Source organism: Ruegeria sp. AD9 (genome assembly GCF_056542305.1).
This window is the reverse complement of sequence record NZ_JBQFZP010000005.1, coordinates 71,713-91,175: the sequence shown is the minus strand read 5'-3', so window position 1 is coordinate 91,175 and position 19,463 is coordinate 71,713. Positions and strand designations below refer to the sequence as shown.

Here is a 19,463-nt window from a genome sequence, read left to right as displayed (position 1 = left end):
GTGATTGCTAACAAGCGGCGGCAGGGGCGGGCAAGGTCTGAACACGCAAAAGAAAACCCCGCCGGATCAGCGGCGGGGTTCGGGGTATGAGTATTTTTGAAAAGATGAAGATCAGGCGATCTCGGCCAGACGGGCCAGTGCCTCGTTCAGCTTGGCTTCTTCTTCCTCGCGGGCGGCGAGGTTGGCTTTGGCTTCCTCAACCACCTCGTCCGGGGCCGAGGCCACGAATTTGGGGTTGTTCAGACGCCCGCGCAAGCCACCCAGTTCCTTGGCCAGCTTGCCCTTGGCTTTCTCCAGCCGCTCCTTTTCCGCGCCGATGTCGATGATATCCGCCAACGGCAGGCCGAAGGAGGCTCCAGGGGCGGCAATCGAGATGGTGCCCTTGGGCAGCGCGTCCGCCTTAGTCAGGCTGTCGATGCGTGCCAGACGTTTGATCAGCGCCTCGTTGCGGTCCCACGCGGCTTGGCCGTTGGCGTCGATCTCGGTCACCAGCATCGGCACGTAGAGACCGGCAGGTACCCGCATCTGCGCACGGGCCGAGCGGGTGTTTTCGATTACCGAGATCACCCAGTTCATCTCACGATCCGCATCGGCGTCGACCAGTTCCGTGCCGTAGGTCGGCCAGTCGGCGTGGACGACCAATTTGGCGCGATTGCCGGTCAGGCCCCACAGCTCTTCGGTGATGAAGGGCATGATCGGGTGCAGCAGGACCATGCACTGATCCAGAACCCAGCGCATGGTGGCGCGGGTCTCGGTCTGAGCCTCGGCGTCGTCGCCCTGTAACAGAGGTTTCGACAGTTCCACGTACCAGTCGCAGACCTTGCCCCAGACAAAGACATATAGCCCGTTCGCCGCATCGTTGAAGCGATAGCTTTCCAGCGCCGCGTCGACCTCTTCCCGCACGCGGGCGGTTTCACCGATGATCCAGCGGTTGACGGCGGCCTTGGGCTTCAGGTCTGCCACATCCAGTTGCGGAACGGCGTCGGTAAAGACCTCGTTCATCTCGGCAAAGCGGACGGCATTCCAAAGCTTGGTGCCGAAGTTGCGATAGCCGGTGATGCGTTCACGCGACAGTTTCAGAACGCCGCCAATTGCCGCCATCGAGGCGTTGGTGAACCGCAGCGCGTCGGCACCGAACTCGTCCACGATCTCCAGCGGGTCAATGACGTTGCCGGTGGTCTTGGACATCTTCTTGCCCTTCTCGTCGCGGACGAGCGAGTGCAGGTAGACGGTTTGGAACGGAACCTCGTTCACCACGGCCAGTTGCATCATCATCATCCGAGCGACCCAGAAGAACAGGATATCCGCGCCGGTGATCAAAACGCTGGTCGGGAAATAGCGGCGCATCTCCTCGGTATCCTCGGGCCAGCCCAGCGTGCCGATGGGCCAGAGGCCGGAGGAGAACCAGGTGTCGAGGACGTCTTCATCACGGCGCATTCCAACGCGCCTTTTCCCATCGGACAGTGGGCCAATGCCCGCTCCTACGCCACTTTCTCGACCAACACGGCCTTCGATTTTTTCTTCCTCAAAGTAGCAACCTTCTGGAAATTGCTTTTTGATCTGCTCGACTGCCGCGTCAAAGCTAGGGGCACAAACCTGTTTCTCGATCATCGAATACCTGAGATGCTCGGGAATTTCCACGCGACCAGAGGGATTGTTCTCGCCTTGGAAAGTTTCGTTCAGCCACTTTATTTGGGCATCCAGCTTTTCAAAGCTATCTGGAACCCAATAATACCAAACCGGAATCTGATGCCCCCACCACAGCTGGCGCGAGATGCACCAGGGCTCGATGTTTTCCAGCCAGTGGTAATAGGTCTTTTCACCCGACTCGGGGATGATCTTGACCGTGCCGTCCCTGACCGCGTCCAGCGCGGGGCCGACCACCTTTTCGGCGTCCACGAACCACTGGTCGGTGAACATCGGCTCGATGACGACTTTCGAGCGGTCGCCAAAGGGCTGCATGATCGGCTTGCTCTCGACCAAAGGCACCAGAGCCGCCGGGTTGTCATCCTCGCCCAGTTTGGTGCCCAGACGCGGATCATCCGCGCGGGTCATCACGGCCAGACCGTCAGCAGTGATTTCCTCGACCACCTTCACACGCGCCTCGAACCGGTCCAGTCCGCGCAGGTGATCCGGGATCAGGTTGATCGCGTCGATCTCATTCTCGGTGAACGCTTTGCCGCGCGCGTATTCCTGCGCCTTGCCCGCCTCCTCGGCGTAAGGCGCGCCATCGGCCCGCATCGCGCCCTTGGTGTCCATCAGGCGGTACATTGGAATGCCGCCGCGCTTGGCCACCATGTTGTCGTTGAAGTCATGCGCGCCGGTGATCTTCACCGCGCCCGAGCCGAAATCGGGATCGGGATACTCATCGGTGATGATCGGGATCTGGCGGCGATGCTCTTTCGGGCCAACCGGGATTTCGCACAGTTTGCCGACGATCGGCGCGTAGCGCTCATCCGACGGATGCACGGCCACAGCACCGTCGCCCAGCATGGTTTCGGGCCGCGTGGTTGCAATGGAAATATAATCCCGCTCCTCGCGGAAGATCACATTCCCATCTTCATCTTTTTCCAAATACTCATATGTCTCGCCGCCCGCCAAGGGGTACTTGAAGTGCCACATGTGGCCCGGCGTTTCAATATTCTCGACCTCAAGGTCCGAAATCGCCGTCTCGAAATGCGGGTCCCAATTGACCAGTCGCTTGCCGCGATAGATCAGGCCCTTTTCGTACATGTCGACAAAGACCTTGATAACAGCATCATGGAAGTTGGGTGAGTTTTCGTGCCCGGTGCGTGGGTCACCTGGCGCGCCCGCCATGGTAAAGGCATTGCGCGACCAGTCGCAGGAATTCCCCAACCGCGTCATCTGTTCGATAATCTTGCGGCCGTATTGCCCCTTCCAATCCCAGACCTTGGCCAGAAACTCCTCGCGCGCGTAGTCGGTGCGCTTCTTGCCCTCTTCGGCCATCAGTTTCTTTTCAACCTGCATCTGCGTGGCGATGCCGGCGTGGTCCTGACCAGGTTGCCACAGAGTGTCGAACCCGCGCATCCGGTGCCAGCGGATCAGAATATCCATCAGTGTATGGTTAAAGGCATGTCCCACATGCAGCGCGCCGGTCACGTTGGGCGGTGGCAGCATGATGCAAAAGCTCTCATCACGCGAACGGTTCGCGCCTGCCTTGAAGGCTCCGGCCTGTTCCCAGGCCTCATAGATACGGGCCTCGGCCTCGGCCGCGTTGAATGTCTTTTCCATCGCCATGGGATGCGTCCTGCGTCAACAAATTCGGGTCAGCGCCTGCAATAGCGAATGGAGACGGGAAGGGGAAGGCCCTGCGCGGCGACGATTGCCGATGTCACCCCGTGCCGGTCGCCTCGTTTCCGTACAGGTGCGTGCTTTGCGCCGCGCCTTGTGTCATCGCCTTGGCCTGATCCTCCCGAATGCGGGCATGAAGCGCCAAGGCTGGCGGCGAAAACAATTCGGTCGGTGGTTCGATGAGGATGAAATTGCCCACACGGTCTTCGCCCCGCGCCAAGACCGCGTAATCGCGGTCCGCCACTTTTTGCTGTGCGTTCGGGTTCAGATACCGGATTGCCAGCCCGATCCGCCGATCGTCCGACATATTGGGTCCCGAGCCATGGATTGTGAGGCCATGGTGCAGCGACATTTGACCCGGCTGCAACTCGATATGCGTTTTGTCCTCGTCTGCCACATCGACAGCCACCTCCTGCCCGCGCGACAGCAGGTTGTTGTCTGAAAACGTGTCGTTATGGGGCAGGATCGGGTTCTTGTGGCTGCCCCTGACAAAGTCCATGCAGCCGCTTGCAACCGTGGCAGGCGACAATGCTATCCACGCGGTCATCTGATCTGGTGTTTCGCCCATCCCCCAATAGGTCAGGTCCTGATGCATTCCAACAACCTGCGTCGTGCGTGGCTCTTTGATGAACAGTTCCGCAGACCACAGCAGCAAGTCCGGCCCCAGTATTCCTTCGACGACGTCCAGAACCCTGGGGTCCAGTGCAATACGGGCGACCAGCGGCATCACCACATGGGCGTTCAGGCGCTTGTACATGTTCAGCGGCAGCGGAAGGTCGGCCACGCGCCATGTCTTCTCGATCTGCTCCAGCTCGGCCCGAAACTGTGCGGTCTCATCCGGTGAAAAGACTGTAATGGGAAAGGCAAACCCGTCTTGCCAATACGCGTCGACCGATGGGGCGTCCAGACGGCCCTGTGTCAGGGAAATGGGTTCGGGCATGGAGGACCTCCGGCAGGCTGCATTTTCAAACAGCCTACGAATCCCTCTGCGGCTCCTGCAATCCTGTTTGCGACATCGGTGTCGCCACACGCTTTCATGCAAGGCGCTGGACATAAGCCGGCGCAGGGCTAGTGTCGCCATCAAGGCAGCGACAGGAGCATCCCATGGAAAAATTCGGCAAAAGCCAGCCCGTCAAACGGACCGAGGATCAGCGGTTCCTGACCGGGCAAGGGCGCTATATGGACGATGTCGTGCCCGGCAATGCGTTGTTTGCCGCTTTCTTCCGCAGCCCTGTGGCCCACGGCGATATCACTGCGCTGGATATTGAATCCGCGCGGGATGCCGACGGGGTTCGGCTGGTCATGACACTGGACGATCTTGCCGCCTCGGGCATCGACACGGTGATGAATGCCGCAACCTTGACCAACCGCGACGGGACCGGCTCTGCCGCGCCGGATCGGCACATGCTGGCCAGGGACCGCGTGCGCTTTGTGGGCGAACCCGTGGCCGTTGTCATCGCTGATACGCTGGTTCAGGCGCAGGACGCGGTCGAGCTGATCTGGATGGATATCCGGGAACGCGCTGCCAAGCTGGACGTGAACGCGGGGGGTGAGGCCCTGCACCCGCAAGCGCCAGACAATCGCGCGTTTGACTGGGGCTTGGGTGACGAAGCCGCGACCAAAGCCGCCTTTCAGGCCGCCGACCATACCGTCTCGCTGAACGTGCACGACAACCGCGTCATCATCAGCTCGCTCGAGCCGCGGGGCTGTCAGGCCGACTGGTTTGGCGGGCGTCTGCACTTTTCCTATGGCGGGCAGGGTGTCTGGGCGATGAAGGCACAACTGGCGCAAAAACTGAAACTCAATGCGGATGCGATCCGTGTCACCACCCCGGATGTGGGGGGCGGGTTTGGCATGAAGGTGATGCCATATCCCGAATATTTCTGCGTGGCCGTGGCCGCGATGAAACTGGGCCAGCCCGTGCACTGGATGTCCGACCGGTCCGAGGCAATGCTGTCTGATCACCATGGCCGCGACCTGACCTCGCTGGCCGAGCTGGCCTTTGATGCCGACCACCGGATCACCGCCTACCGCGTCCACAGCAAAGTCAACCTTGGTGCCTATAACAGCCATTTCGCGCAGGCGATCCAGACAAACCTGTTCAGCAAGGTGCTGATGGGGGTCTATGACGTTCAGACCACCTATCTCCGGGTCGAGGGGTTCTATACCACGACAACGCAGGTTGACGCCTATCGCGGTGCCGGACGTCCCGAGGCGATCTATGTGCTGGAACGCGTGATGGACCGCGCCGCACGCGAACTGGGCGTTGACCCGTGGGAGTTGCGGCGCAAAAACTTCATCAGACCCGGCGATTTCCCCTACACCTCTGCTACGGGTGAAACCTATGATGTCGGAGATTTCGACATGGTCCTGCGCCGTGCGGCCAGCCAGACCAGCGGGTTCGAGGCCCGCAAGGCCGCCGATGCCGAACGCGGTCTGATCCGGGGGCAGGGTCTTTGTTACTATATCGAAAGTATTTTGGGCGACCCTTCCGAGAACTCGAAGGTCGAGTTTTGCGAGGATGGCACTGTGAACCTTTATGTCGGCACACAATCGAACGGGCAGGGACACGAGACGGTTTATGCCCAGTTCCTGTCCGATCAGACCGGCGTTCCGATGGACAGGATCACCGTCATTCAGGGGGATACCGACCGGCTTGGCCATGGCGGCGGAACGGGCGGCTCGCGCTCGGTGACGGTGCAAAGTACCGCGACCCTCGCCACCATTGACAAAATGATCGCCGCATTCACGCCTTATCTGGCCGATAAGATGGGGGTCGAGGACAGTGATGTGCGATTTGACCATGAAACATTCCGCGCGCCGGGCTCGAACCTGACGCCGACCCTGACCGAAGCCGCGGCCATGGCCCGCGCTGACGGGCGATTGGACTTGCTGACGCATGAGTCCCGCGCGCAACTGGATGCCCGCAGCTATCCTAACGGCGCGCATGTTGCCGAGGTTGTGATCGATTCCTTCACCGGCGAAACCCGTGTGGACCGCTACACCGTGGTTGATGATTTCGGAAATCTTATCAACCCGATGCTGGCCGAAGGGCAGGTGCATGGCGGGGTGGTTCAGGGCATCGGGCAGGCGCTGTCGGAACATGTGGTGCATGATGATCACGGACAGCTGCTCACGGCATCGTTTATGGATTACGCCTTGCCCCGCGCGGTGGACGTACCCATGATAAAGTTTACCTCGGCGCCGGTGCCGTCAACTTCCAACCCGATGGGGATGAAAGGATGCGGCGAGGCCGGCACGGTGGGCGCTCTGGCCGCTGTGGCGAACGCGGTTCAGGATGCGCTCTGGGATCACGGGGTGCGGCAGGCGGATATGCCTTTCACACCTCATAAAGTTTGGGAATTGCTGACGCATGAAACTGTCGCGGCTGAGTAGGAAGGTTCTGGGATGGCTCGGGCGGCCCTTACGGTCCGAGCACTCCGCCGAAACGCGGCACCGCGAGCCGATCAGCCACGTCATTATCCTTGATGGCACCATGTCCACCCTCGAACCGGGGTTCGAGACCCATGCCGGTCAGACCTATCGCCTGTGTTGCGAAATGGGCAGCAAGGTGTCGGTGTTCTACGAGGCGGGCGTGCAGTGGGAAAGCTGGAAATCCACCATGGACGTGATGATGGGCCGGGGCATCAACCGCCAGATCCGCCGCGCTTATGGCTATCTGGCGTCCCGCTACAAGCCCGGTGACCGGATTTATTTCATCGGTTATTCCCGTGGGGCCTACGGCGTGCGCAGCCTGGCCGGGGTGATCGACATGATCGGCCTGCTCAAGGCCGAACACGCGACCGAGCGGAACATCCTGCAAGCCTACCGCCATTATGAATGCAATGTCAGCGGCACCGCCGCCCGCGATTTTCGCCGCAAGTTCTGCCATGACAATGTCAAGATCGAGATGGTCGGAGTCTGGGATACGGTCAAGGCGCTGGGCCTGCGCCTGCCGCTGCTGTGGCGCTGGGCCGAGGATCGCCATGCCTTTCACAACCACCAGCTGGGCCCGGCCACTCTGCATGGCTATCACGCGCTGGCCCTCGACGAAACGCGCGAGGTGTTCGAGCCGGTTCTGTGGCGATGCAAGCCCGATTTCAAAGGTCATGTGGAACAGGTCTGGTTCCGTGGCACCCACGGCGATATCGGCGGCCAGCTGAACGGCTATGAAGAGGCCCGGCCGCTCAGCAATATCTCGTTGATCTGGATGCTGGACAAGGCCGAGATGCACGGGCTGCCGATGCCCGAAGGCTGGCGCACCCGTTTCCCGACGGATGCCCATGCGCAATCGGTTGGAACCTGGCGCGGCTGGGGCAAGATCTTTCTGCTGCGCAAACACCGCAAGGTCGGGCGGGATCAGTCAGAACGCCTGCATGTCTCGGTCGTGCCGGATGAATTGCCGGGCTGGGTGGCGATGCCGAACCTGCCGACACATCCCGCGCAGTGAAAGGCTACCATGTGCCACTGACACCAAGATCACCGGCACTTCAATGTCAGGTTCGAGCCCGAAGCGGGCAGAGCAGAACTTAATAAAAGTCGAATTGCATATAATCAAAGTAGTCAGTTAGCTCGATGGGATCGGAACACTCCGGGTATCTTTCGATGAATCTAAAGCCGATGCGCTCATAGATGCGGAGCATATCTTGATTGCCTTTTACAGTATTCACCAAAAGGGTGCGCCAACCCATCTCCCGAGCGGCCTCCATCCGTGCATCGACCAAAGCTCGGCCAAGGCGGTTTCCACTTGCTTCCGGTCGAACAAAAAGACGCTTTAGCTCTCCGGCATCTGGTCGGGCCTGTTGCAGCGTACCACACCCCACAAGGCGGTTTTGTTCACCATATGCCAGAACGAGGCGGCCGGTTGGCGGCAAGAACGTCTGAATATTTGCCAGAACGGATGATGCCATATCTTTTGGTTCTTTTCTCGCAGACCCGCCTGCCAAGGCCAGTTTATGAAAGACGACGGCGTAATACTCGGTCAGAAGTTCTTCGAATGCGGGTTTGTCGTCTACTTCGGTAACCGAAGCTATCCGATATTCCATACCGACCTCTTTTCATGCCCAATAAAGATCGGCAGCTTACTCCGCTTTTCCGCGCCGACATAGTAAAATCATCGAGGGCATCAGCCAACGGCACAGCCTGGAAAGGAATGATGCGTCTAGTGTCGGCGATGCCAGCTTCGTCCGCAAAGCTGACAACCACCGAGACGATTGGCGCCGCCACGCAGCGAACGGCAGCATCGTCCGCAAAGTTGACGCTCCGAACTAAAACACCCTCGCAGCATTCAGCGAGGGTGTTTTCTTTGTAAGAGCCCGTTACGCCTTGCGTCGTTCTTGACTATACAACGCCTCCGGTAAAGGGCGTGGCGAAACGCCTGCGCCCTTTTCACGTTCTATAGACATGATTTAGGTTCTGGTGTTCGCTATTACCGCCGCCGGTCGCGGCGCGAACTCATCGGCTGGAAAGCCACGCCCACATGCGCCTCGCAATAGGGTTTGCCCGCCTCAACCGGCAGGCCGCAGAACCAGAAATCCTCGGTCGCGGGGTCGCCCACGGGCCACTTGCAGGTCTTCTCGGTCAGTTCCATCAGCGTCAGCTTCTTGGCTTTCTTCTCGATCTCGTTGACCTTGGCCAGCGCCTCGGGGCTGATCTCGTTGGCCGAGGGCTGCGGCGGCAGCGGCTGACCGGCCGGGATGATCTGGCGGCGGGCCGGAACGGCGGGTTTCGCCTCGGCAGCAGCAGCCGGGCGCGCCGGTTCTGTCTTTGGCATGGGTCTGGGCTTGGCTTCGGCCTTGGGCGCGGGCGCCGGTTTCTCTTTCGGTTCGGACTTGGCCGGGGCTGCGCCTGCTGTCCGGTTGGACAGGCCCAGGCGGTGGACCTTGCCAATCACCGCGTTACGGGTCACACCGCCCAGTTCCTTGGCGATCTGGCTGGCCGACTGGCCTTCGCCCCACATCTTCTTCAGCAGTTCTACGCGCTCGTCTGTCCAGGACATCGTCAGCCTTTCAAAAGCGGAAAGCGGCCCCGGATTCGGGCCGCCTTGGGAATTCGTCTCAGCCCCCTATTCTAAACACTGCGGCCCGAGTTACAAGCTGTCTTCGAATCAGGTTGAGGGCAAAGCATGCAGAATCCCGCAGAACAGACCGCACGCAGCTTTGGGGCGGTCAACTGGATGGGGCTTTACACGCTGGCGCAGCGCGAAATCCGGCGCTTTCTTTCGGTCTGGACCCAGACCGTTCTGGCGCCTCTGGTCACGGCTGGCCTGTTCCTGCTGATTTTCACCATCGCCATCGGGCCCAGCCGCCCTGACGTCATGGGCGTGCCGTTTGTGGTCTTTCTGGCACCGGGGATCCTGATGATGACTGTGATCCAGAACGCCTTTGCCAATACCTCCTCTTCGATGGTGATTGCCAAGGTGCAGGGCAATATCGTCGACACGCTGATGCCGCCGCTGTCCCCGCTCGAGATCCTGCTGGGGTATCTTGCCGGTGGCATTGCCCGTGGCCTGATGATCGCGCTGGTGATTTCGGTTGCTTTGCTGGTTTTGCTGTCCATCGCGCCCCAGCACCCGTTGATTGCGCTGATCTTTGTTGTTCTGGGGGGCGCATTCATGGGCGCGCTGGGCCTCTTTGCCGGGATCTTTGCGAACAAGTTCGACCAGATGGCCGCGATCACCAACTTCATCGTCACACCTCTGGCCTTCCTGTCGGGCACCTTCTATTCGGTCGAGGCGCTGCCTTCTGTCCTGAACCGCCTGACCCACCTGAACCCGGTCTTCTACCTGATCGATGGGCTGCGTTACGGCATGATCGGCGTGTCCGACAGCTCTCCGTGGTTGGGCATGGCGGTTTGTGGTTTTGCCACGCTGGCCATCGGGCTGATCACCTGGCAGATGCTGCGTACCGGCTATCGGCTTAAGGCTTAACCGGGCTCTGCCAGCCTATCGGGCGACAGGGCAGGCTTGGGTTCGCCCAGCCGCGGATGCAAGCGGGCCGAGACAGCCCATGCCCCAAACAAAGCAATCCCGCCTGCCGCGAACACACCGGCCACCGGTGCCGCCAGCAAGACCAGAGCTGCAATACCGGGCGTCAGAATGCCCGAGACATCGCGGTAACTGGAATAAATCGCCGACATCTCGGTTCGCTCAGACGGTTTCACGGCCATTAGGAAGGGCAATCCGGCGCAGATATCCAGAACGATCAGCCAGACAGACCCCAGAACCAGCGCAGCGACCGAGGCGACAGGCCATCCCGCGACCAATCCGGCTGCGAAAAAGCAGCCCCCGGCAGCAGCAAACCCGATGCGAACAGCCGACCTGAGCGACCGCGTCTGGACCCAGCGCAGGATCAAAGGGGCGGCCAGCAGCATGGCGTTTGTGCACGACAGAAGGATGCCGCCCAGTTGTTCTCCCAGCCCGTTTTGGATGGCGAAAATGGGCAGGTAGACCACATATATCCACCACCCGCAGGACCGGATCATTGCAAACAGATATCCGGCAACCAATCTGGGTTGAACAAAGAACCGGGGAAGAAAGGCCAACGGGTTGTTGGCCGGACCACGGGCCTTGGTGATCAGCTTGCCATTGCCCAGACGCATGCGCCAGAACTGCGCCAGCATGACCAGCGCTGCACCGGCACTGATGACAAACGGGGCAGGGTGCCACAGCTCCATCAGCAGGACACCGGCCATTGGGCCGCCCGTCCATCCCAAAGCGCTGTAGAACATGCGGCTGGTCTCGCACCGGCCAAGTTCGATCTTGCTGATGTAATCCAGCACATAGGTGTTGAAGCAGATGAAAGTGACAACCGTGGCCATGGTATTTAGGGCCAATGCGCCGACCACGGCCTCGGGGCTGCCCTCGATCGCCAGCGATGCACCACAGATGAACATGACACAACCGGTGGAATAGGCCCATCTGCGCGGTACAAAACGGATCAGGAACGGCACCATCAACCCGACCAGCAGGGACAGGATGCCAATCAGGAAATACAGGAATGACACGGACGAGGCATCGCCCAGCGCCCGGTACATCGCCAGCGGAAAGACTGAAATCAGGATGCCACGCACGATGGCTTCAATCCCGGCCAGAATCCCAAAATCGCGAACTGATGGGGCAGGCGCGTGGCGGACCCATTCAGGTATTCGGCGTTCATGCATGACAAACTCGCAAATCAACTCAGCCCAGAATGCGCCTGCTGCTTTGCCGTTCATGGGGGTTTGCGACACAAAGGTCGCCCCTGAACCGCAAGGACGGTTTTTTCTGTCAGGTCCGGCGGTTTACTGCCTCGCGCCAGACCAGGATCAGCCCTCCGGTCAGAATCGTGACCGCGCCAATCAGACTGATCCGGTCGGGGATCACATCAAACACCGCAAAATCGTACAGCGCGGCGAAAATCAACGTGGCATAGCTGATCGGGGCCACGAATGACGCGTCCGCCCGTGCCATGCCGTTGATGAAACAAACCTGCGCGCAGGCCATCAGCAGGCCGATCCCCACCAGTGCAACCCATTGCTGCGGCGTAGGCATTTGAAACACAAAGCTGACCGCGACCATAGCGATCACCAGCCCCATCGTGTTGTTGATCAGCAGAATCTGGATCGGAGCCTCGCGCCCCGACAGTTTCTTGATAAAGATCAGCTCCATCCCGATAAACGCCGCCGCAGCCAGCGCCAGAAGGGCGGCGGGCTGAAAACTTGCAGGTGTCGGGCGCAGCAGGATCACCGCACCCACAAGGGCCACGGCCGCCGCCAGCCAGCGCCACCGGCCGACCCGCTCCCCCAATAGCGGAATGGCCAGTACCATACCAAAGACAGGGTTCAGAAAGGAAATCGCCGTCGCATCCGCCATCGGAATGAACGCAACAGACGCGAACATCAACGTCACCCCGGCCCAGCCAAAGCTGGTTCGCCCGACATGCAGCCCCCAATGGGGCCGTCCCAGCCGGGGGCGAAGCACTGCGACCGCCGACAGGATGGCAAACAGAGCAAACAGAAACCGCCCGTGACTGATCTGCATCGCGTGCAAGGGAGGCCCGAGTGTCTCCGTCCCCAACGCCTTGGCCAACAGCGTCGTCGCCGCGATAAAGGCGGTCGCGACAAAGATCAGCCCTGCGGCCACAGCAGGATTTTGCGCCTTCGGGGTGAACATGGGCGAAAGCGGTGCGCCAAAACGGGGGCCTTGGCAAGACGCAAATCTGCGCTCAGCGCAAAACCGGAGGGGCAGCCAGCGCCGCCTTGGCTTGTTTGAGGCTGTTCAAAAACCGCTCTGCCCGTGCGATCCGTGCTTCGACCTCGTCAATCCGGTCCTGCAAAAACGCCTCGCCGTCAAAGCTGTCGGGATCGGCGGCTTCCAACTGCCCCAGCAACATGACCAGCTCTGCAATGCTGATGCCTGCCGCCTGTGCATCTGCAACTTGCTCCAGCGTGATCAGCGCTTCTTCGGGATAGTCGCGATAGCTGTTGGTGTTGTCCGGCCCCGGAGCTGACCGGATCAGCCCTTGGCGTTCATAAAACCTCAGCGTGTCACGGCTCAGCCCGCTGCGCCGCGCAAGTTCCCCGATCCGCATGTTTCAAAACCGTTGACTCAACTCCATGGTTTTGATCCTATGTCAGACAGTTATTCTCTGCAAGGACAAGCACCATGGGTCCCAAATGCCAAAGTTGCGGCATGCCGCTGTCAAAAGACCCCCAGGGCGGCGGGTCCGAAGCTGGCGGCGGGCGCAGCACGCGTTACTGCTCGCTGTGTTACGAAAACGGTGCGTTCCGCCATCCCGACGCATCGCTGGAAGAGTTTCAGTCTCACTGCGTCGATGCCCTTGTCGCCAAAGGCATGCCCCGCATCCTTGCCTGGGCTTTCACCCGCGGGATGGGCAAGCTCGACCGCTGGCGCCCGGCGAAATGATCCGGTGGCAATTTTGACCCTGCGGCAATAATGGGGTTTTCAGGCTGTCTTTTCACGTCTATAGAGCGGCCATGATCAAACGCGCACATATCCAGTTGCTCCGACGCCGACGCCGCTCTGCGTAATCGGCCTGTTTGATCCCATGTGCCTGCCAAATTGGCACAAATCTCACCAAATCTGTTGACGAACCGGGCCTTCGTGTATCACTCACGAGGCTCAAACGACCCGAAAAGGATGATCCCATGATCCCGTCCGTTCTGCCGACCTATAACCGCGCGCCCCTGTCATTTGTAAAGGGCGAAGGCGCCTGGCTGACCGAGGCGGATGGCCGACGTTTTCTGGACCTCGGCGCAGGGATCGCGGTGAACGCGCTGGGCCACGCCCATCCGGCGCTGGTGGCCGCCCTTACGGAACAGGCCCACGCGCTGTGGCATGTCTCGAACCTCTACAACATCCCGCAACAGCAGGCACTGGCAGACAAGCTGGTCGAACACACCTTTGCGGATACGGTATTCTTTACGAATTCCGGTACCGAAGCCTGTGAACTGGCCGTGAAAATGGCCCGCAAGTATTTCTATGACAAAGACCAGCCCGAACGGGTTGAGATCATCACCTTCGATGGCTCCTTCCATGGCCGGTCGTCGGCGGGCATCGCTGCGGCCGGGTCCGAGAAGATGACCAAAGGCTTTGGCCCGCTTTTGCCGGGCTTTGTCCACGTCACCTTTGGCGATCTCGACGGTGTCACCGACGTCATCACGGAAAATACCGCAGCCATCCTGATCGAACCGATTCAGGGCGAGGGTGGCATCCGCCCCGTACCCGATGCCGAACTCAAGGCCCTGCGCGCCATTTGCGACGAACACGGTCTACTGCTGATCCTGGACGAGGTGCAATGCGGCGTCGGTCGGACCGGCAGGCTCTTCGCCCATGAATGGGCCGGGATCACCCCGGATATCATGATGGTCGCCAAAGGCATCGGCGGTGGTTTCCCCCTCGGCGCTGTGCTGGCAACCGAAGATGCGGCGTCCGGTATGACCGCAGGCACGCATGGCTCCACCTATGGCGGCAACCCGCTGGGCTGCGCCGTGGGCTGTGCGGTGATCGATCAGGTCGCCACACCCGCCTTTCTCGAAGGTGTCAACCGCAAGGCTGGCCTGTTGCGCCAGAAACTCGAAGGCCTGGTCGCCGATCACCCCGAGGTCTTCGAAGAGGTGCGCGGATCGGGCCTGATGCTCGGCCTGAAATGCAAGGCGCCGAATATTGATGTGGTCAATGCGGGCTATGACAATCTGGTCATCACCGTCCCCGCCGCCGACAACGTCATCCGCCTGCTGCCCCCCCTGACCCTGACCGAGGATGACATCGCCCAGGCCATGATCTGCCTCGAAAAGGCCGCCAATCAGATCGAAACCCAGCTCGCAACTGCCTGAGCTTCATCTTTTCCCAAATACTCCGGGGGTGTGCGGGCTGGCCCCCACCGCCCGACCAGCCAAAAGCGAAGCGATATGAACCATTTTCTCGACATCCACAAAACCGATGCCACCGCGCTGCGGTCCATGATCGATCAGGCGGGCGCGATGAAACAGGCGCGTCTGGGCCGTCCCAAGGCCGCCCCTGACGACGAACAGCCGCTGAAAGACCGTATGGTCGCGCTGATCTTCGAAAAGCCCTCGACCCGGACACGCGTGTCCTTTGACGTGGGTGTGCGCCAGATGGGTGGCCAGACAATGGTGCTGTCAGGCAAGGACATGCAGCTGGGTCACGGCGAAACCATTGCCGATACCGCCCGTGTGCTGTCGCGCTATGTCGACATGATCATGATCCGCACCTTCGATGAAACCATCCTGACCGAGATGGCCGAATATTCCGACGTGCCCGTCATCAACGGCCTGACCGACCGCACCCATCCCTGCCAGATCATGGCCGATGTTTTGACGTTCGAGGAACACCGCGGCCCCATTGCGGGCAAGAAAGTGGTCTGGACCGGCGATGGCAACAATGTCTGCGCCTCCTTCCTGCACGCCGCCGGTCAGTTCGGCTTCGATCTGACCTTCTCCGGCCCGGCCCAGCTTGATCCCGAAGAAGAATTCATGGGGTTTGCCCGCCAGAAGGGGTCCCGAGTCGTCATCGAACGGGACCCGCACAAAGCGGTCGAGGGCGCTGATCTGGTGGTGGCCGACACCTGGGTTTCGATGCATGACAGCCAATCCGCCAAGGAACGCCGCCACAACATGCTGCGCCCCTATCAGGTCAACGCGGAACTCATGTCACATGCCAAACCCGACGCGCTGTTCATGCACTGCCTGCCCGCGCATCGTGAGGAAGAAGCAACCTCCGAGGTCATGGACGGCCCGAACTCGGTCATCTTCGATGAGGCCGAAAACCGCCTGCACGCACAAAAGGCCGTAATGCGCTGGTGTCTTGGCGTTTAGGATCACCTTGCAGTTTCGAGAGGGCCATCAGGCTCTCTCATGACCTTCGGAGCATTCAATGCCTCACGTCACACTGGAATTTTCCAAATCTCTGGACGACACTCATGATTTCCAGATGATTTGCGAGCGGCTGCATGCTGTTCTCGCAAAACATGATGAAATCGATGCCTCAGCGCTCAAGATCCGCGCCGCACCGATTGCCTATTCCTTCATCGGCACGCAACCGCAGACCTTCGTGCATGCCACGCTGCTGTTGATGCGTGGCCGGGATGAGGCCACACGGGCCGAGCTTAACGCCATCATTCTGGACGTTCTGGCCCAGACCATGCCCGAGGTCGGCAGCATCACCGTGCAGGATGTCGAGATGACCCGCGCCACCTATGCAAAGCGCCTGGCAGGTTGACGCGGACCCGGCAGCGTTCCTCGGTGGTTTAACGCCGATCCACCTCCCAAATCCGCAACTTGGCGAGTGTTCCCGCGCTCACCAATATCACCAGCGCGCACAGAGCGACCTTGGTCATCGTCTCCATCGTACCTTCGATCAGCAGTGCGTGAATGACGCTACCCAGAATGGTTACCATGGCCAGTCCTGCATGGCCCAGGCGCCAGACCCGAAACCGCAAGTTTAGTCGCTGCCGAAAATTCCCCATTGCCGCCGCCGCAAAACCCGCCCACATGGCGATGACCCCCCATGTCGAAAAAGGTGTTGCAGACACGAAAAGCAATGCGTCCGCCACATCAGGCGGGCTTGTGATCCACAGGCCGGTCACATGGATCATAATACTTGCAGCAAGGGCCAAGCCACACCGCCTGTGCCAATGGTGGCTGTTGACCGGAGAAAGTCCGGGCAACCAACGCCCGGCCAGCAAGGGTTGCAGCAGAAGAAGACACATCCCGATGATGCCTGCGAAACCGGCGACGATGTAAATCGGCTCTCGCCACGCCAGATAGGGGCTGAAAGCCGCTGCTACGACCGGTACCAGAAGTGCGGCGATCAATGCCGCCCAGATCGCAACGCGCTTTAACACCTGTCAGACAGGTTGCAGCACGAAATGTGCAGCAAGGGTTTTGTCGTTCGCGCTCGCCATCACAGGGCGCAGGAACACAGTCTCAAATTCACCGCTGTCATAGGCCAGATGCCCGTGCGGTTGACCAAAAGCAGGCACAATCTGAGGCATTTCCAACCGGAATTCTCCGTTCGCATCGGTTAGTGTCGCCCCATGGCTGCGCTGGTCACGTTCATGCCCCTCGGTCGTGTGGGCCCATATCTGGATGCGCTGGCCGGGCAGGGGGGCTCCGTCGCCCGCGCGCCGCACGGTGCCGGTCATCCAGAACCCGCCGCCGCCGATGCGCTTCACGATCGGCGCACCGGGCCTGTAATTGTTCGACCCGCCCCGCATCGACGGTGTCGGCGCAAGACCGGCGGCGTGCGCAGGTGTGAAAATGCCGGTCATACCGGCTGCAAGTGTACCAATCCCTGTCGCAACAAACTTGCGGCGGTTGATTTCGAGTCGGGCCATTGCATCCACTCCTGTCGGTTGAATCCCATCTTCGACTGGCTTCCCTGAACCGGCGACACCCGATGTCTAAAGATAGCACGATTGTTCATGATTCCGAGAGTCGCGAAGGAGCGTGCCAAATACGCCATTCCACGCCTTTGTGAGTATCTGCAAATCGTTCCAGGGACTACACGATCACTGTGCAAAAATGCACTTTTCATGCGTTACTTTCCCAATACCTTCTGCATGGGCGAACATGAAGCCGTCTCGCAGGACCAAAAAGGAGATCAGGATTGAGTTGGAACCCCACCCATGACCCCGAATGCGCCTCCGAAAAAAATGCGCTGGAAACGCTCATCATTCCCCGCGCCCGCGATCTGGGCGGGTTCGAGGTGCGCCGCGCGCTGCCCTCGGTCAAACGCCAACTGGTTGGCCCGTTCATCTTCTTCGATCAGGTCGGCCCGGCAGAATTTGTCACCGAAGGCGGCATTGACGTGCGTCCGCACCCCCATATCGGGCTGGGAACCGTCACTTACCTCTATCAGGGCGAATTCGAACATCGCGACAGCCTCGGCACTCACCAGATGATTTACCCCGGCGAGGTCAACTGGATGGTTGCAGGCCGTGGCGTGACCCATTCCGAGCGCACCAGCGAAGAAACGCGCGGTAAAGGCCACAAGCTGTTCGGCATTCAGACCTGGCTTGCCCTGCCCGAAACGCATGAGGATATGACCCCCGAGTTCGAACACCACAAGCAAGGCGCGCTGCCCCATATCCAAGACAAGGGCGTCAGCGCACGGCTGATCCTCGGCAACGCTTATGGCGAAAGCAGCCCCGTGACGATGCTGTCCGAGACCTTCTATCTGGATGTTCAGCTTGCCCCCGGCGTGTCCTTCCCACTGCCCGACGACCACGAGGATCGCGGTGTCTATGTCACGCAAGGATCGATCGAGATTGCAGGCGACATGTTCGACGAAGGCCGCATGATGGTGTTCCGCCCCGGTGACAGGTTGTCGGCCCGAGCGGGTCCGCAGGGTGCGCGGCTGATGCTGCTGGGCGGCGCCACTTTGAACAAGGATCGCTATATCTGGTGGAATTTCGTCTCATCCTCGAAAGAAAAGATCGAGACGGCGATTCATGAGTGGAAAAGCGCCGATTGGGTCAATGGCGCGTTCCACCTTCCGGCAGGGGATAACCGCGAATTTATTGCCATTTCAGAACAGCTTGAGCGCACAAAGCCCCGGCTGGCCCGCCCGCGAGCGGCGTCAGGGGCGGGTGGGCTTGTGTAACCGTCCGTTTGCGGTGATCCTTTCTAGTATACCAGAGGGGGTACCATGAAACTTGTCATCGCAGGCGCGGGCAGCATCGGCTGCTACTGCGGCGGTTTACTGGCCCGCTCGGGGCATGCAGTGACCTTGCTGGGCCGTGCCCGTGTACTGGACCCCATCCGCGAACATGGGCTGACGGTCACGAATTACGATGGCCTCAATTACCATGTTGCGGCGGAAGCCCTGACACTTAGCACCGATCCCGCCTGCCTGGATCAGGCCGAGCTGGTCATTGTCACCGTCAAATCCGGGGCAACGGCGGATATGGCCGGTCATATCGCGGACGCCGCCTGTTGGGATGCGCCCGTCCTGTCCTGGCAAAACGGGATCGAGAATGCGGCGACCCTGCGCAAGGCGCTGCCCGGTCGCGATGTGCGCGCGGGAATGGTCCCATTCAACGTGGTCCCGAACGGCCCCGCCACCTATCACCGGGCCACATCAGGCGAAATTGTCATCCAGAACGGCCCCGGCGACCTGGCCACCGCCCTCAGCAGCCCGGACCTGCCCGTTATCGCAAGTGACCGGATCGAGGCGGTGCAATGGGGCAAGCTGGTAATCAACCTGAACAACGCGCTGAACGCGCTGTCAGGCCTGCCGCTTGTGGATCAGCTGCTCAGCCGTGACTGGCGCAACCTCATGGCCGACCAGATGGTCGAGGCGCTGTCCGTTCTCAAGGCGGCCGGGCATCCGGTGGCCTCGACAACGCCGCTTCCGGCGTGGATGACGCCGCATATCCTACGCTTGCCGACACCCTTGTTCAGCCGGATCGCAGCGCGGATGCTCACCATCGATCCCACCGCCCGGACCTCGATGGCCTATGACCTGATGGCCGAGCGGCAAACGGAAATTGACAGCCTTCAGGGCCATATCATTCGGCTGGGGCATGAAACCGGGGTGCCCACCCCCCTGTGCACAAAAGTGTCTGACCTGATCAAACACGCGCCTGATCATCCGCTGTCCCCGGAACAGATCAGGCTCTGATCCCGGT

18 protein-coding genes are annotated in these 19,463 nt (G+C 60.4%); 9 read left to right on the top strand and 9 right to left on the bottom strand.

Features of this window, described 5'->3' with window-relative positions; translation table 11 throughout:
* Positions 1-111 precede the first annotated feature (111 nt).
* Together ACR0AM_RS09420 and ACR0AM_RS09415 are read right to left on the bottom strand one after the other, a co-directional pair.
* Complete coding sequence (locus ACR0AM_RS09420) at positions 112-3,258, bottom strand: valine--tRNA ligase (RefSeq protein WP_480622741.1); 3,147 nt, start codon at positions 3,256-3,258, stop codon at positions 112-114.
* Positions 3,259-3,352: 94 nt separating this feature from the next.
* Entirely contained in the window at positions 3,353-4,252 is a 900-nt protein-coding gene (locus ACR0AM_RS09415; RefSeq protein ID WP_480622740.1) for a phytanoyl-CoA dioxygenase family protein, read from the bottom strand.
* 164 nt (positions 4,253-4,416) lie between these two features.
* Between ACR0AM_RS09415 and ACR0AM_RS09410 the strand changes: the two genes are divergently transcribed.
* Together ACR0AM_RS09410 and ACR0AM_RS09405 are read left to right on the top strand one after the other, a co-directional pair.
* Positions 4,417-6,708, top strand: a complete 2,292-nt coding sequence (locus ACR0AM_RS09410; RefSeq protein ID WP_480622739.1) for a xanthine dehydrogenase family protein molybdopterin-binding subunit — start codon at positions 4,417-4,419, stop codon at positions 6,706-6,708.
* The gene (locus ACR0AM_RS09405; protein WP_480622738.1) at positions 6,686-7,762 is read left to right on the top strand and encodes a DUF2235 domain-containing protein; all 1,077 of its coding nucleotides are present in this window, start codon (positions 6,686-6,688) and stop codon (positions 7,760-7,762) included. Before ACR0AM_RS09410 ends, ACR0AM_RS09405 begins: the two co-directional genes overlap by 23 nt.
* A gap of 79 nt (positions 7,763-7,841) precedes the next feature.
* Here ACR0AM_RS09405 and ACR0AM_RS09400 read toward each other — a convergent pair whose 3' ends face one another.
* Positions 7,842-8,357, bottom strand: coding sequence for a GNAT family N-acetyltransferase (locus ACR0AM_RS09400; protein WP_480473656.1), 516 nt, complete (start codon positions 8,355-8,357; stop codon positions 7,842-7,844).
* 383 nt (positions 8,358-8,740) lie between these two features.
* Positions 8,741-9,310 (bottom strand): GcrA family cell cycle regulator, encoded by a 570-nt coding sequence (locus ACR0AM_RS09395; RefSeq protein ID WP_267363457.1) that lies wholly within the window; start codon positions 9,308-9,310, stop codon positions 8,741-8,743.
* Between the two features lie 126 nt (positions 9,311-9,436).
* Here ACR0AM_RS09395 and ACR0AM_RS09390 point away from each other — a divergent pair, with 126 nt between their 5' ends.
* A complete protein-coding gene (locus tag ACR0AM_RS09390; protein WP_480622737.1) occupies positions 9,437-10,240 on the top strand; it encodes an ABC transporter permease in 804 nt (267 codons plus the stop codon).
* Here the strand turns inward: ACR0AM_RS09390 and ACR0AM_RS09385 are convergent.
* The 3 genes from ACR0AM_RS09385 to ACR0AM_RS09375 all read right to left on the bottom strand — a co-directional run bounded on the left by ACR0AM_RS09385 (position 10,237) and on the right by ACR0AM_RS09375 (position 12,881).
* The gene (locus ACR0AM_RS09385; RefSeq protein WP_480476807.1) at positions 10,237-11,472 is read right to left on the bottom strand and encodes an MFS transporter; all 1,236 of its coding nucleotides are present in this window, start codon (positions 11,470-11,472) and stop codon (positions 10,237-10,239) included. The genes ACR0AM_RS09390 and ACR0AM_RS09385 overlap by 4 nt on opposite strands.
* A gap of 106 nt (positions 11,473-11,578) precedes the next feature.
* Positions 11,579-12,463 (bottom strand): DMT family transporter, encoded by an 885-nt coding sequence (locus tag ACR0AM_RS09380; RefSeq protein ID WP_480622736.1) that lies wholly within the window; start codon positions 12,461-12,463, stop codon positions 11,579-11,581.
* A 52-nt stretch (positions 12,464-12,515) separates the two neighbouring features.
* On the bottom strand, positions 12,516-12,881 hold the full coding sequence (locus ACR0AM_RS09375) for a MerR family transcriptional regulator (RefSeq protein ID WP_480473652.1): 366 nt from the start codon (positions 12,879-12,881) through the stop codon (positions 12,516-12,518).
* A gap of 74 nt (positions 12,882-12,955) precedes the next feature.
* Here ACR0AM_RS09375 and ACR0AM_RS09370 point away from each other — a divergent pair, with 74 nt between their 5' ends.
* The 4 genes from ACR0AM_RS09370 to ACR0AM_RS09355 all read left to right on the top strand — a co-directional run bounded on the left by ACR0AM_RS09370 (position 12,956) and on the right by ACR0AM_RS09355 (position 16,051).
* On the top strand, positions 12,956-13,216 hold the full coding sequence (locus tag ACR0AM_RS09370) for a zinc ribbon domain-containing protein (RefSeq protein ID WP_480622735.1): 261 nt from the start codon (positions 12,956-12,958) through the stop codon (positions 13,214-13,216).
* Positions 13,217-13,458: 242 nt separating this feature from the next.
* Positions 13,459-14,646, top strand: coding sequence for an acetylornithine transaminase (locus ACR0AM_RS09365; protein WP_480622734.1), 1,188 nt, complete (start codon positions 13,459-13,461; stop codon positions 14,644-14,646).
* 75 nt (positions 14,647-14,721) lie between these two features.
* Positions 14,722-15,648: an ornithine carbamoyltransferase gene (gene argF / locus ACR0AM_RS09360; RefSeq protein ID WP_480473650.1), complete on the top strand. Its 927-nt coding sequence runs from the start codon at positions 14,722-14,724 to the stop codon at positions 15,646-15,648.
* A gap of 58 nt (positions 15,649-15,706) precedes the next feature.
* Entirely contained in the window at positions 15,707-16,051 is a 345-nt protein-coding gene (locus tag ACR0AM_RS09355) for a 5-carboxymethyl-2-hydroxymuconate Delta-isomerase (RefSeq protein WP_267363452.1), read from the top strand.
* A 28-nt stretch (positions 16,052-16,079) separates the two neighbouring features.
* Here the strand turns inward: ACR0AM_RS09355 and ACR0AM_RS09350 are convergent, their stop codons facing one another.
* Both ACR0AM_RS09350 and ACR0AM_RS09345 read right to left on the bottom strand, forming a co-directional pair.
* Entirely contained in the window at positions 16,080-16,676 is a 597-nt protein-coding gene (locus tag ACR0AM_RS09350; protein WP_480622733.1) for a ferric reductase-like transmembrane domain-containing protein, read from the bottom strand.
* A 3-nt stretch (positions 16,677-16,679) separates the two neighbouring features.
* Positions 16,680-17,168: a peptidase associated/transthyretin-like domain-containing protein gene (locus tag ACR0AM_RS09345; RefSeq protein ID WP_480622732.1), complete on the bottom strand. Its 489-nt coding sequence runs from the start codon at positions 17,166-17,168 to the stop codon at positions 16,680-16,682.
* Between the two features lie 272 nt (positions 17,169-17,440).
* Between ACR0AM_RS09345 and ACR0AM_RS09340 the strand changes: the two genes are divergently transcribed.
* Entirely contained in the window at positions 17,441-18,436 is a 996-nt protein-coding gene (locus tag ACR0AM_RS09340) for a pirin family protein (protein ID WP_480622731.1), read from the top strand.
* Between the two features lie 45 nt (positions 18,437-18,481).
* Positions 18,482-19,456 (top strand): 2-dehydropantoate 2-reductase, encoded by a 975-nt coding sequence (locus tag ACR0AM_RS09335; RefSeq protein WP_480622730.1) that lies wholly within the window; start codon positions 18,482-18,484, stop codon positions 19,454-19,456.
* Positions 19,457-19,463: the final 7 nt, after the last annotated feature.

Coding starts and splice junctions, on each gene's coding strand:
- ACR0AM_RS09375 (WP_480473652.1), bottom strand. CDS start 12,881: ATGCGGATCGGGGAACTTGCGCGGCGCAGCGGGCTGAGCCGTGACACG.
- ACR0AM_RS09405 (WP_480622738.1), top strand. CDS start 6,686: ATGAAACTGTCGCGGCTGAGTAGGAAGGTTCTGGGATGGCTCGGGCGG.
- ACR0AM_RS09345 (WP_480622732.1), bottom strand. CDS start 17,168: ATGGCCCGACTCGAAATCAACCGCCGCAAGTTTGTTGCGACAGGGATT.
- ACR0AM_RS09370 (WP_480622735.1), top strand. CDS start 12,956: ATGGGTCCCAAATGCCAAAGTTGCGGCATGCCGCTGTCAAAAGACCCC.
- ACR0AM_RS09410 (WP_480622739.1), top strand. CDS start 4,417: ATGGAAAAATTCGGCAAAAGCCAGCCCGTCAAACGGACCGAGGATCAG.
- ACR0AM_RS09415 (WP_480622740.1), bottom strand. CDS start 4,252: ATGCCCGAACCCATTTCCCTGACACAGGGCCGTCTGGACGCCCCATCG.
- ACR0AM_RS09385 (WP_480476807.1), bottom strand. CDS start 11,472: ATGCATGAACGCCGAATACCTGAATGGGTCCGCCACGCGCCTGCCCCA.
- ACR0AM_RS09365 (WP_480622734.1), top strand. CDS start 13,459: ATGATCCCGTCCGTTCTGCCGACCTATAACCGCGCGCCCCTGTCATTT.
- ACR0AM_RS09355 (WP_267363452.1), top strand. CDS start 15,707: ATGCCTCACGTCACACTGGAATTTTCCAAATCTCTGGACGACACTCAT.
- ACR0AM_RS09400 (WP_480473656.1), bottom strand. CDS start 8,357: ATGGAATATCGGATAGCTTCGGTTACCGAAGTAGACGACAAACCCGCA.
- ACR0AM_RS09395 (WP_267363457.1), bottom strand. CDS start 9,310: ATGTCCTGGACAGACGAGCGCGTAGAACTGCTGAAGAAGATGTGGGGC.
- ACR0AM_RS09420 (WP_480622741.1), bottom strand. CDS start 3,258: ATGGCGATGGAAAAGACATTCAACGCGGCCGAGGCCGAGGCCCGTATC.
- ACR0AM_RS09335 (WP_480622730.1), top strand. CDS start 18,482: ATGAAACTTGTCATCGCAGGCGCGGGCAGCATCGGCTGCTACTGCGGC.
- ACR0AM_RS09380 (WP_480622736.1), bottom strand. CDS start 12,463: ATGTTCACCCCGAAGGCGCAAAATCCTGCTGTGGCCGCAGGGCTGATC.
- ACR0AM_RS09390 (WP_480622737.1), top strand. CDS start 9,437: ATGCAGAATCCCGCAGAACAGACCGCACGCAGCTTTGGGGCGGTCAAC.
- argF (WP_480473650.1), top strand. CDS start 14,722: ATGAACCATTTTCTCGACATCCACAAAACCGATGCCACCGCGCTGCGG.